11 protein-coding genes are annotated in these 11,842 nt (G+C 58.6%); 6 read left to right on the forward strand and 5 right to left on the reverse strand.

Annotated elements, in window-relative coordinates; genetic code table 11:
* Positions 1-132: 132 nt before the first annotated feature.
* Genes WMO17_RS03625 through WMO17_RS03640 form a run of 4 tightly spaced genes read left to right on the forward strand, consistent with a single transcriptional unit; the run spans position 133 to position 2,755 of the window.
* Positions 133-672 (forward strand): RNA polymerase sigma factor, encoded by a 540-nt coding sequence (locus WMO17_RS03625; protein ID WP_349137497.1) that lies wholly within the window; start codon positions 133-135, stop codon positions 670-672.
* Complete coding sequence (locus WMO17_RS03630; RefSeq protein WP_097781335.1) at positions 659-1,225, forward strand: hypothetical protein; 567 nt, start codon at positions 659-661, stop codon at positions 1,223-1,225. Before WMO17_RS03625 ends, WMO17_RS03630 begins: the two co-directional genes overlap by 14 nt.
* A gap of 11 nt (positions 1,226-1,236) precedes the next feature.
* Complete coding sequence (locus tag WMO17_RS03635; protein WP_207698946.1) at positions 1,237-1,926, forward strand: hypothetical protein; 690 nt, start codon at positions 1,237-1,239, stop codon at positions 1,924-1,926.
* The gene (locus tag WMO17_RS03640) at positions 1,907-2,755 is read left to right on the forward strand and encodes a hypothetical protein (RefSeq protein ID WP_349137498.1); all 849 of its coding nucleotides are present in this window, start codon (positions 1,907-1,909) and stop codon (positions 2,753-2,755) included. The genes WMO17_RS03635 and WMO17_RS03640 overlap by 20 nt, the downstream gene beginning before the upstream one ends.
* Before the next feature lie 60 nt (positions 2,756-2,815).
* On the opposite strand, the gene WMO17_RS03645 is transcribed toward WMO17_RS03640, so the two are convergent.
* A complete protein-coding gene (locus WMO17_RS03645; protein ID WP_154260734.1) occupies positions 2,816-3,685 on the reverse strand; it encodes a phosphoribosylaminoimidazolesuccinocarboxamide synthase in 870 nt (289 codons plus the stop codon).
* A 288-nt stretch (positions 3,686-3,973) separates the two neighbouring features.
* Between WMO17_RS03645 and WMO17_RS03650 the strand changes: the two genes are divergently transcribed.
* Both WMO17_RS03650 and WMO17_RS03655 read left to right on the forward strand, forming a co-directional pair.
* Positions 3,974-5,413, forward strand: coding sequence for a 6-phospho-beta-glucosidase (locus tag WMO17_RS03650; protein ID WP_097777410.1), 1,440 nt, complete (start codon positions 3,974-3,976; stop codon positions 5,411-5,413).
* Positions 5,414-5,454: 41 nt separating this feature from the next.
* Complete coding sequence (locus tag WMO17_RS03655) at positions 5,455-6,429, forward strand: glycerophosphodiester phosphodiesterase (protein ID WP_005943990.1); 975 nt, start codon at positions 5,455-5,457, stop codon at positions 6,427-6,429.
* A gap of 108 nt (positions 6,430-6,537) precedes the next feature.
* Here WMO17_RS03655 and WMO17_RS03660 read toward each other — a convergent pair whose 3' ends face one another.
* The 4 genes from WMO17_RS03660 to WMO17_RS03675 all read right to left on the reverse strand — a co-directional run bounded on the left by WMO17_RS03660 (position 6,538) and on the right by WMO17_RS03675 (position 11,781).
* Positions 6,538-7,500: an AEC family transporter gene (locus tag WMO17_RS03660; RefSeq protein ID WP_349137499.1), complete on the reverse strand. Its 963-nt coding sequence runs from the start codon at positions 7,498-7,500 to the stop codon at positions 6,538-6,540.
* Positions 7,501-7,503: 3 nt separating this feature from the next.
* Positions 7,504-9,042: an ATP-binding protein gene (locus tag WMO17_RS03665; protein WP_349137500.1), complete on the reverse strand. Its 1,539-nt coding sequence runs from the start codon at positions 9,040-9,042 to the stop codon at positions 7,504-7,506.
* Positions 9,043-9,053: 11 nt separating this feature from the next.
* Positions 9,054-10,505: a vWA domain-containing protein gene (locus WMO17_RS03670; RefSeq protein ID WP_337679872.1), complete on the reverse strand. Its 1,452-nt coding sequence runs from the start codon at positions 10,503-10,505 to the stop codon at positions 9,054-9,056.
* Between the two features lie 172 nt (positions 10,506-10,677).
* On the reverse strand, positions 10,678-11,781 hold the full coding sequence (locus WMO17_RS03675; RefSeq protein WP_349137501.1) for a leucine-rich repeat protein: 1,104 nt from the start codon (positions 11,779-11,781) through the stop codon (positions 10,678-10,680).
* Positions 11,782-11,842: the final 61 nt, after the last annotated feature.

Here is an 11,842-nt window from a genome sequence, read left to right on the forward strand (position 1 = left end):
CTTCTATTGTATCATAAAAATAAAAGTTTTTGCAGGATTTTGAACGGCTGTTTCGTATGAATGTGCAGAAGGGCAGCGCAGGGGCTGCACTTCATCGGGCCGGGACGAAACTGAAAGGAGGTGGGCAGGCCGTTGACGACCTTGGAATTCAGCGCGATGGTGCAGAAATACCAGTCGCTCGTGTATACGGTCTGCCACCAGCTGGTGCCGGATGCCGGCGATGCGCAGGACCTGACGCAGGAGACCTTTCTGGCGGCATGGCGGGCCATTGACCGCTGTCCGTCCGGGTTTGAAAAACAGTGGCTGGCACGCATCGCTGCCAACAAGGCAAAGGACTATCTGCGCAGCGCATGGGTGCGCAGGGTGAACATTCCCGGCGACGATATTCTGGCGCTGGAAGGTGCGCCGCCCGGCACCCAGCCGGAACAGCAGGTGCTGGATGCTCTGGGCGAGGAAGAGCTCACCGCCATGATCCTGGACCTGCGGGAGCCCTACAGAACGCCTTGCCGTCTGGTGCTGCTGGAACAGCACACCATGGCCGAGGCGGCACAGCTGTGCGGCCGCCCGCCCAAGACGGTGGAAGCACAGATCTACCGGGCAAAAAAGATGCTGGCACAGCAGATACTACAGCGTGAAAACGATGGAAAGGAGTGCGTACATGGAACTGTTTGACAAAAACGGCTGCCTGACCGACGAAGGCCTGCAGGCCCTGCAGGCAGGCGGGCTGGATGAGCTGGGCCGGCTGGAAACCGCCGAGCATTTATCCTACTGCGATAAATGCATGGACCGCTACACCGCTCTGCTGACGGCAGATGCGCTGGAAACGCCGCCGCACTCCGCGCACAAGGCGGTGATGGCCGCCATCTGGGTGCGGCTGATGCAGAACACATGGGGCCGTGCCGCAGTGGCCGGTGTGGCGGCGGTGCTGGCCTTTACCATGTGGCGCTCCGGCACCATAGACCAGCTGCTGAATTTCCGGCAGGAGCTGCACACATGGACACCGGAGACCAGCCAGAGCCAGACCGAAGAAGCCTTGCAGCTGGGCAAGCCGGTGGAAGATGGCCGACCGTCCGCCCAGCCGGAAATACTGGGAAAGCCAATGGACGACGACAAGCCGAAGCAGCAGGCTTCGCTGGCAAAAGCACTCAATGACCTGCTGTTCGGAGCCGGCGGCCCTGCAGCAGAAAAATACAAAAATTCGCCACTTGCAGATCAAACAAAATAAGGAGATCGATTATGATGAAAAACGGAATCCTGACCTTCCTCTTCGCCTTTTGCCCGGGCGCAGGCCAGATGTATCAGGGCTACATGAAGCGCGGCCTTTCGCTCATTACGATGTTCTGCGTGGCCTTTGGTGCGGGAACTCTGCTGGGAGTTTTGTATGTAGCCATGCCCATTGTGTGGATGTACAGCTTCTTTGACACCTTCAATCTCCGGGCGCAGATCGGCGCAGGCACCGCCCCGCAGGACGATTATCTGGTGCACATCAACTGGCACGACCAGCGCATGGAACAGTTCATGCTGGACAGCCACAAGCTGCTGGGCTGGGGTCTGATCGCGCTGGGCGCGCTGGTGGCCTACCAGAACATCCTTATGAACACGCTGGGGGATATCGTGTGGCGCTGGGGCCAGAGCAGCCCTTTCTTCCGCGCACTTTACCTGATGATGGATCAGCTGCCGGAGGTGGTGGTGTGCGTGGCCCTGATCATCTGCGGTGCATGGCTGGTGCGCGGCCCCAAGGGCAGAAAGCAGAAGCCGCAGAACGATGCCGAAGATGAAGATTTTACCGAGTATACTGCACAGGATGCGCAGGCGGAGCCGAAAGCAAAGGGCTTTGCCATGCCCAAGCTCTCGGCTCTGCTGGGCAAGCCCGTGACCCCGGACGATGAGACGGAGGATGCCGACGATGGACGAGACGAGAAATGATGCGCCGCTGACCGGTGAAGCACCGCAGACTGCAAAACCGCAGCCGCTGCGCCGGGTGGGCAGCTTTACGCTGGGCGTATGCCTGATCGCAGCGGGCATCTTCTTTCTGCTTGCCTATTTTGTGCCGGGCTTTGACTGGAAGCTGACGCTCAAGATCGCCCCAGCGGCAGGGCTGATCCTGCTGGGCGGCGAGGTGCTCTTTTTTGCCGCCCGCCCGGGCCGCTGGAAATACGATTTCTGGTCGGTGCTGATCTGCCTTGTGCTCATGGGCGGATGCTTTGGCCTTTCGCTGCTGCCGGTAGTGTGGGATGAACTCGGCCCGGAGCGGAATCAGGCAAGCATGAAGTTGGGGCAGGAATATACGACAGAAGCCTATGACAAGATCAAACAAACAGCCCCGGATATCCGTGTGAAGAATATCAGCGGAAACGCCTACCTGTACAGCAGTGAGGCGAAAACGCTGCGGGATGTGAATGCCGGAAACGGCTATCTGAGCCTGACTGTGGAGCTGTTTGGCGGCTATGACAGCGTACAGGCCTTTGCGCAGGACTGCCGCAGCGTGACCGATGCCGTGCAGCAGTGCAGCGCACAGCCGGATGAGCTGCGCATTACATGGTCGCCGGAGAACGACCCGGGCCAGAGTCTTGCCTCCGGCAGCCTGCAGAATGTGGAGCAGTACACGCTGGAACTGGAAGGCATCGCACAGCTGGACTGGACAGCAGAGCAGATGGCAAAGCAGACCGAGGTGCAGTATCTGCTGGACGAAGAAAACGAAGAAACGGCAGAGTCCGAAGCTTTTTCCGAGGAAAGCGCGGAGCTGAGTGAGTGAAACAAAAAATGCTTCCGTGCGACGCACGGAAGCATTTTTTGTACGTTTATACGGTCGATCTTACAGCTTTTTGCCAGTGAGCAGCTCGTAAGCTTCCAGATACTTGGCAATGGTCTTGTCAATCACGTCCTGCGGCAGGTCGTAGTTGCTGTCGGGGTTGGCCTTGAGCCAGTCGCGCACGAACTGCTTATCGAAGGAAGGCTGGCTGTGGCCCGGCTCGTAGCCTTCCAGCGGCCAGAAGCGGGAGGAATCCGGGGTGAGCATTTCGTCGCCCAGCACCACGTTGCCGTTCTCATCCAGACCAAACTCAAACTTGGTGTCGGCAATGATGATGCCGCGGGAGAGCGCATATTCAGCACACTTCTTATACAGGGCAATGGTGTAGTCGCGCAGCTTGGTGGCGTACTCCTCGCCGTGGCCGGGGAACTGCTTTTCCAGCACCTCGATGCTCTTTTCGTAGGAGATGTTCTCGTCGTGGTCGCCGATCTCGGCCTTGGTGGAGGGAGTGTAGATAGGCTCGGGCAGCTTGTCGGACTCCTTCAAGCCCTCGGGCAGCTGGATGCCGCACACCTTGCCGGTCTTCTGGTAGCTGGCCCAGCCGCTGCCGGTGATGTAGCCGCGCACGATGCACTCAATGGGCAGCATGGTCAGCTTACGGCACATCATGCTGTTGCCGTCGAACTGGGGCTGCTGGAAGAACTCCGGCATATCCTTCACGTCCACGCTCAGCATATGGTTGGGCAGCAGATCGCGGGTGTAATCGAACCAGAACTTGCTCATCTGGGTCAGAACGGTGCCCTTTTTGGTGACCTTGTTTTTCAGGATGACATCAAACGCGGAAATGCGGTCGGTAGCAACCATGATGAGGCTGTTACCGTTATCATAGATCTCACGAACCTTGCCTTCTTTAATGGGCTTGAACTCAGTCATAATCAAACACTCCATTTTCCAATGCCGAAAAAGCGGCGGTGTATCTTACCTGATTATTGTACCATGTCTGCGGACAGTTTGAAAGAAACAGAATGAAAGGAAAATCAGGCCGTTTTTGCATTTTTCTCGTGAAAAATGTACGAAAAATAGAATCAAAATTCGGCGATTTGACGATAAAAGTCGTACTTTCACAACAATGAAGCACCTTTTTGTAAAATGTAGGCATGGACATTCCGGCGATTGTGCGGTATCTTATAATCAACAAATTAGAATAGGGAGGGTTTACATATGGGCAGTTTTCCCAAAGATTTTCTGTGGGGCGGTGCCACCGCTGCCAACCAGTGCGAGGGCGCATGGCAGGCAGGCGGCAAGGGCCTTGCCACCGTGGATGTGACCCCGTTTGGCCCGGACCGCTTCCCGGTGGCGCTGGGTCGGCTGGAAATGCTGGAGTGCGACGACAAGCACTATTATCCCAGCCATGAAGCCATTGACCTGTATCACCATTATAAAGAGGACATCGCCCTCTTTGCCGAGATGGGTTTCAAGTGCTTCCGGCTGTCCATCGCATGGACCCGCATCCTGCCGAACGGCGACGATGCCCGGCCCAATGAAGAGGGCTTGAAGTTCTATGAGGATGTGTTTGATGAGTGCCACAAATACGGCATTGAACCGCTTGTGACCATCTGCCACTTCGATACCCCCATTGCCCTCATAAAAAAGTATGGCGGCTGGAAAGACCGCCGCATGGTGGATGCCTATGTGCACTACTGTGAAGTACTGTTTGACCGCTACAAGGGGAAGGTGAAATACTGGCTCACCTTCAACGAGATCAACATGCTGCTGCATCTGCCCTTTACCGGCGCGGGGCTAGTGTTCTATCCGGGCGAGAATGTGCAGCAGGTGGAGTATCAGGCGGCACATCATGAGCTGGTGGCCAGCGCAAAGGCGGTCAAGCTGGCCCATGAAAAGATGCCCGGTGCCATGGTGGGCTGTATGCTGGCGGCAGGCCAGTATTACCCGCGCACCTGTGCACCGGAGGATATCCGTGCCGCGCAGGAAGCGGACCGCGACAACTACTTCTTTACCGATGTGCAGGCCCGGGGAGCCTACCCGGTGTGGGCAAAAAAGCGGATGGAGAAGGCCGGCATCACCCTACACACCGAGCCGGGCGATGAGCAGGTTCTGAAAGAAGGCACCGTGGATTTTGTCTCCTTCAGCTACTATTCCAGCCGCTGCATCACCACGGATCAGGAAATCCTGGCAGAAGAAAAGGCCGACGGCAATGCGGTGCTGGAAGCTGTGAAGAACCCGTACCTCAAGGCCAGCGAGTGGGGCTGGGCCATCGACCCGGTGGGCCTGCGCGTGACGTTGAACACCATCTACGACCGGTACGAAAAGCCTATGTTCATTGTGGAGAACGGCCTTGGCGCGGTGGATACCGTGGAAGCGGACGGCTCCATCCACGACAGCTACCGCATCGATTATCTGCGCGCCCACATCGAGCAGATGGAAAAGGCCGTTAACGAGGACGGCCTGCCGCTGATGGGCTACACCACATGGGGTCCTATCGACCTTGTGAGCGCATCCACCGGTGAGATGAAAAAGCGCTACGGCTTTATCTATGTGGATAAGGACAACGACGGCAACGGCACACTGGCCCGCAGCCGCAAGGACAGCTTCTACTGGTACAAAAAGGTCATTGCTTCAAACGGCACCGACCTTGCCTGAAATTTGCGAAAAAATAAATTTGTGAGAAAGAATTGGAATTTATGACACCTGAGATCATTGCACACCGCGGCGCGTCCTATCTTGCGCCGGAAAATACCCTTTCTGCGTTCCGCAAGGCGATGGAGATCGGCGCGGACGGCGTGGAAATGGACGTACAGCAGACCAGCGATAAAAAGCTGGTGATCCACCACGATTTTGTCATTGACTGGCACACCGATATGCGTGGCCAGATCTACGACATGACCGAGGGCGAGCTGAAGGCGCTGGACTTTGGCAGCTGGAAGGATGTGAACTATCGGAACGAGAGGATCGCTACCCTGCAGGAGGCACTGGCTCTGTGCAGGGAAATGGAAGGTACCATCGTTCAGCTGGAAATGAAGGCCACCATCGATGACGACCCGGATTTTGTCCCCCGCGTGATCGAGGAGGTGCGTGCAGCAAACATTACCGACCGGCTGGTGGTGATCTCGTTCAACCACGACCTGCTGCGGCAGGCAAAGCAGCTGATGCCGGAGCTGAAGGTGGGCGTGCTGGTCTACGGTGCGTTGGAGACCATGGCGCTGCCCACTAGCACATGGGAAATGCTTGGCCTGCAGAACGGGCTGGAAGAGGATGATTTTCCACAGCTGCCGCCGCTGTCGGTGGAAAATGTGGATGACGAAAACTGCAGCTGGGCCCTGCGCTGGATGGGCAACCAGATCAGTATGCTGCAGGCGAACTTTCCGGGCAAGAGTCTGGTAGAGGTAGCCCAGCGCCTGCTGGAACAGCGGGACCCGGTAAAGTATGTGCAGACGCTGGACTTCAAGCCGGACTGGGTGAGCTGCGAATATCACACCGCTTACCAGCAGCCCAGCATGGTGCAGAAGCTGCATGATCTGGGCATCAAGGCGGCATACTGGACGGTGGACGGGGAACAGGCCGTGAAAGACCTTTGGCCCCTGCAGCCGGATGCCATCGTCACAAACCGCCCGGACCGCGTGCGGGAATGGATCTCTGAACTGGAAATGACAGAATAAAGGGCAGAAGCTGCATCCCTTCGGTGCGGCCTGATTCCCCAAGCAACATCTGAAAAGCAAACAGCGGACAGCCTGCAGGCCGTCCGCTGTTGTGCTATGCAAAAGATGTTATAAAATATATCCGAGGCTCCGCAGCACGAACAGCCAGAAGGTCAGGCTGAATGCGCTGAACAGGGTGGTGGTAACGCACACGCTGCCGGTAAGCACACCTTCGTGGCCCATCTGCTTTGCCATAACGTAGCACGCCGGGGTGGTGATGCTGCCCAGCATCACCAGCAGGGCCACCAGCTTTTCGTCGGTAAAGCCAAAGCGCACAGCCAGCGGCAGGAACAGCGCAGGCAGCACCATCAGCTTGACCACAGTAGCCACAGCGGTAGGCTTGAGGTATCCCAGAGCTTTTTGGCCCTTGAAGCCTGCACCAATGGCAAGCAGGGCCAGAGGGCTGGTCAGGCCGGCCACATTGGAAAGGGCCTTATCCAGCATGGCAGGCATGGAAATGTGCAGCATGCTCCACCCAAAGCCCGCTGCAATGCCCAGAAGGATGGGGTTCGTCAGGATGCCTTTCACACTCTTTTTGAGCTTTTCAGCCATATTGCCGGTCTGAGCCTGCGCAGTGGGCGCTTCCAGCATCAAAATGACCACTGCCATGATGTTATACAGCGGCACACTGCCAAGGATCATCAGGCTGGACATGCTGGCATCGCCGTAGATGCTCTGCAGAAAAGCCGAGCCGAGGATGGCAGCCGACGAGCGGTAACACACCTGAACGAACTCGCCCACAAGGCCGGTGCCCTTTAAAAACAGCTTTGCCAGCGCCCAGATCACAAGGATGCACGCCAGTGTGACCGCAAAGCAGAACAGCACATACCGGCCATCGAAGGTGGCGCGGACATCGTTTTTGCCAAGGTCGCGGAACAGCTGCACCGGCAGTGCCACATAAAACACGAACTTGTTGGCCCCGGCCACGAACGCATCGCTCAGAAAACCGGTGCGGTGCAGCACATAGCCCAGCAGCATGATAAAGAACAGCGGCATGGTGCTGTTCATGCTGAACAGAAGATTTTCCAGCATGGCTCACACCCCGCCGTGGCGGCGCTGCTCTGCAGCCAGCTCCTGCTGCAGGGCAGCTTTGCGGTGGTCCAGCAGCAGGTCTTTGTTGTACTGGAAGTAGCGTTCGCAGCCGTTCTCGGTGAGGAAGGCGTGGGACACCGGGTTCACCGTCAGCTCGGTGACGAACACCACCATCTCCTGGCTTTCGGCAAAGGCCTGTTCCATAAAGTCGAAAGCGGCTTCCAGCGCGGCGCTGGCGGTCTGCTGGGCCTTTTCGCGCTCATCGGCAAGGGACTGGAACTGCCCGCGCAGCAGGTCGAAGGCTTCCTGTGTACCGGCGGCGTTGGCACGGCGCAGTTCGCCCTCCCAGCCGCGCAGCACGGCCAGCACTTGCAGGCGGGTGGTCAGAGCATCTTTGCTCAGCAGCCCGGCGGCACGCTTTTGCTGTGTTTCGGTGTCGTGGTCCATGATCTGCTGGTGGAACATTTCTGCCGAGCCGTCCGGGATATCCTCCGGAACGGTGGCAAGGGCTTTTTTGGTCTCCCGCAGAAAGGCATAGCAGCTGTCGGCTACTGCATCTGCCTGACGGGAGGCCGTGAACCGGGTGCCGAGGCCTGCAAGGATCAGGCTGACCAGCGAAAGCCGCTCGTCGAAGGGGGCCTGCAGCAGCCGTGCGAACACGGCGGGCTTTGCCTGTCCGGCCAAGATCTCCTCTACGCCGTAGTCGTCGCGGTACTTATAGTAAAGGTCGAGGTAGGCGGAGAAGTCCTCTGCGATCTTCGGGTGCTGGATGTACTCGCGGATCAGGTCTTCATCGGCCTGCAGACCCAGTGTTTCGTAGGTGTCCAGCAGATTGGAAAGATCCTCCCAGCCGCGGGCGGTCACGAACTGGGTGCCGTCCACATCGGCGTTGATCTGGTAGAAGTTCTGCGGGTGCAGCTCCAGATAGCTCAAAATGGCGCTGTGGATGTGGGCAGCGCGGGCATAGTCCTTCCACACGGGCAGGTCCGGCTCAATGTCCATGCGGCGCACGCGGTCCAGCGTAACGATATCAAAGTCGCGCACAGATTTGTTATATTCCGGTGGGTTGCCTGCCGCCACGATCACCCAGCCCGCAGGCACGGCCTGATTGCCAAAGGTCTTGCATTGCAAAAATTGCAGCATGGTGGGGGCCAGCGTTTCCGACACACAGTTGATCTCGTCGATGAACAGAATGCCCTCGGAGAGGCCGGTGGCCTCCATCTTGGCGTAGATGCTGGCAATGATCTCGCTCATGGTATATTCAGTCACTGAGACATCTTTTCCGCCGTAGTTGCGCTGGCGGATGAAGGGCAGGCCCACGGCGCTCTGGCGGGTGTGGTGGGTGATGGTGTAGGCCACCAGCGCCACGCCGCACTCCCGGGCTACCTGCTCCATCACCTGCGTCTTGCCAATGCCCGGAGGCCCCATGAGCAGAATGGGACGCTGCCGGATGGCCGGGATGGCGTATTCGCCCAGAGCATCCTTGGCAAGGTAGGCTTTTACGGTGTGTTCAATTTCTTCTTTGGCTCGTTTGATATTCATAGCAAATTCCCTCACGAATTGTTCAGGTCACGGTACAGGTCGTCCTCTTCGGCCAGCGCGTCGGCAAGGGTGCTTTGCGGGCGGGCTGCTGCACCGGTAAATTCCTCTTCATCCAGAACCACCTTCATGGCCCACGGCGGTACATTGGCATCGTCGAACCGCTCCCCCAGAAACAGAAAAGCGGTGTCGTAGGCCGGGCGCTTGGCGGGGTAGGTGCCCATGCCGTCGGTGAAGTACAAAAGGCCCCGCAGGTTCGAGAACTTCTTCTCGGCGCACAGCTGGTTCACGTATTCAAAGGCCGGGCGGAAGTCCGTTCCGCCGCCGCCCCGCAGCTCAAAGTGGTTCATGGCGTGGATCAGCTCGTCCTCATTGTGGATCAGGATATCCTGCCGGATGGCGTTATCGGCCTGGATCAGGTGCAGGTTCATCCGGTGGAAAAAGTTCTCCTGTCCCTTCAGCAGAGTGTAGGTCTCCGCAAGGAACGCCCGCACCAGTTCACCGGAGGTGGAGTAGCTGGTGTCGATGACAAGGGCCAGCTCCTCGATCTTTTTGCTCTCCCTGCTTTCCAGAGGCTCGATGAGGGGCAGGTTACCGTACACCGAAAGGCCGTAGGTGTAGAAGTTCAGGTCAAACTCGTCCGGGTCCAGCTTTACTTCCTCCCGCAGCACGCAGAACCGGCGCAGAAAATCCCGGTAGCTGCGGCGGCTGCGGTTGGCGGCTTTTACCTGCTGCTTCAGGGCATCGGCACCGTCCCCGGCTTCCTTATCCCGCAGGTCCAGCTCTGTCTGCATCCGCTCCCCGATCTTCTGCCACGTTTTCTGGGGCAGCGGCGTGGGCATCTGCTGGGGCTGGTCAGGCGCATCCTTCGGCCACAGACGGTGGTCGTCGGTCACGAACTCCCGCTCCAGCTGGCGCAGCACACCGGGTGTCTGCCGGGTGAGCCACCGATACACCGGCGCGGCTGCCACCACGGTTTCCTCGGCGGTGATCTGCTGGTAGGCGTTCTGGCGCACATAGGTCAGCGGGCGCTTGACGCTGGTGCGGTTCAGGCTGTCGATAACGTTTTCCACTGCGATATCACAGGCAAGGCTCCACAGCTGCGGCTCCCGGCGGCCTTTCAGCCACAAATGCCGGAATACGCAGTGGAATATGGTGTGCAGATACAACCGGTTGAGATATTTTGGATTGTCCTGATAGAGCCGCAGCAGGTGGCTGGGCTGATAAAACAGGACCTGACCGTCCGTAGCCAGCACCCGGCAGCGCTCGTCCGGGGCGGGGGACAAGGCACTGAGCGCCATATCCAGAAAGCGGAAGTCCAGATACAGCCCGCTGCGCACCACCGCCAGCACCTCGCCGCCCATGCGTGCCTGCCACTCCTCGTGGGTCTCCGGCCGCTGGGACTGGAACGGCTTGCGCGGGTCAAAAAATTTTTCTTTTTGGATCGTTTGGGGCAAAAGTGTCACCTCACTTAGAACCCTCTCAGCCTCGCTGCAAACTCCCCCAGTCATCGCTGCGCGATGCCAGCCCCCTCAGGGATGGGGTCTCTGGCGAAAACGGAAGCTTACCCTTACTGCCAAAGGCTCCCTCTTAGAGGGAGCTGGCGCACGAAGTGCGACGGAAGGAGTTTTCTGCTGTTTAAAAATCAAAATCGTACCGCTGCTTTTTGGGCTGAGGAACATACTTTTTGTGCTCCGCATCCGCCAGCAGAGCGGCGGCAGCGGCGTTCCCGGCCTTGGCGGCAAGGGCTGAAGCTTCGGCAAAGCCGTCTTTGTCCAGCACATCCAGCGCAATGAGTGCACGCACGGCATCATTGTCCTGCGCCTTCAGCAGGCGGGCCAGCACCCGGTCGGTGTTGGCTGCCAGAAATGCCCGGTAGTGCCCGGCAGCGGCTTCGGTCAGCTGCCACGGATACCGCAGCCGGTCAAAGCAGAGCATTGCCATCACATTGGCATCGTCGGCATCGTGGCCCTGCGGGAAGATCGCGTCGTATTCTGCGGGGAGGAATTTGTTCTCTAAAAAACACTGCCGGTAATGATATCCTTGGCCGGAAAAGGTGTGTAGAAGAATGTGGGCGGGGGTCTCCTCGATATCCTCCCAGTAGGCGGGATACCAAAGCGCTGCCAGCGGGGCTGCTGTACCGGCAGGGCAAAACTCAGCCCGTACCGCTTCGGTGATGTTGTTCACAAGGGCAAACAGGCCGGTGGGTTCTTCAGGGCCTGCCTGCACCCGGATGGTCTCCAGCGCGAAGCAGTTCAAAAACACATCGCTGCCCATGGTCAGGCTGCCCGTGCCCACGGTGAGCAGACGAAGCTTGCGGCAGTTGTAGAATGCGCAGCTGCCGACGACCTGTAAGCTGTCCGGCAGGGTCAGCTCTTCGAGAAAGTTCCCACACACCGGGTGCAGGTCGTCTGCATCCGAACCGGCAGCGGGCGCGTCAAAGTCGAAGTCGTACCGGCGGCAGGTGCCGCCTACCGCCTGCCCAAAGGCCCGAGTCAGCCGCGCCGTGCCGTCCGGGGCCGCCTCGTAGCGGCAGGTCTTGTCTGCCGCAGGCAGGCTGCGCGGCTTTTCGGAAAAGCAGTAGTCGCCCAGTTCGGTAACAGCAAAGCTGCCGCCCTCCGGTGCTGGCAGGGTGCCGGGCAGCGCGATACACGGCTCTGTGCCGTACACCCGCACCAGCCGGGCTGTGTCTGCCGAAAGCGGCAGGATGTCCAATGTAAGGGCGTTTTCCGGATATGCCATGTTCTGACCTCGTTTTCCTGCAATTCATTCAAGGTCCAGTATACCGCGAACAGGGGGTGAT

This window comes from Faecalibacterium faecis, from assembly GCF_040096475.1.
In the GTDB taxonomy this organism is placed as follows: Bacteria; Bacillota; Clostridia; order Oscillospirales; family Ruminococcaceae; genus Faecalibacterium; species Faecalibacterium taiwanense.

Coding starts and splice junctions, on each gene's coding strand:
- WMO17_RS03655 (WP_005943990.1), top strand. CDS start 5,455: ATGACACCTGAGATCATTGCACACCGCGGCGCGTCCTATCTTGCGCCG.
- WMO17_RS03635 (WP_207698946.1), top strand. CDS start 1,237: ATGATGAAAAACGGAATCCTGACCTTCCTCTTCGCCTTTTGCCCGGGC.
- WMO17_RS03630 (WP_097781335.1), top strand. CDS start 659: ATGGAACTGTTTGACAAAAACGGCTGCCTGACCGACGAAGGCCTGCAG.
- WMO17_RS03650 (WP_097777410.1), top strand. CDS start 3,974: ATGGGCAGTTTTCCCAAAGATTTTCTGTGGGGCGGTGCCACCGCTGCC.
- WMO17_RS03675 (WP_349137501.1), bottom strand. CDS start 11,781: ATGGCATATCCGGAAAACGCCCTTACATTGGACATCCTGCCGCTTTCG.
- WMO17_RS03640 (WP_349137498.1), top strand. CDS start 1,907: ATGGACGAGACGAGAAATGATGCGCCGCTGACCGGTGAAGCACCGCAG.
- WMO17_RS03660 (WP_349137499.1), bottom strand. CDS start 7,500: ATGCTGGAAAATCTTCTGTTCAGCATGAACAGCACCATGCCGCTGTTC.
- WMO17_RS03645 (WP_154260734.1), bottom strand. CDS start 3,685: ATGACTGAGTTCAAGCCCATTAAAGAAGGCAAGGTTCGTGAGATCTAT.
- WMO17_RS03665 (WP_349137500.1), bottom strand. CDS start 9,042: ATGAATATCAAACGAGCCAAAGAAGAAATTGAACACACCGTAAAAGCC.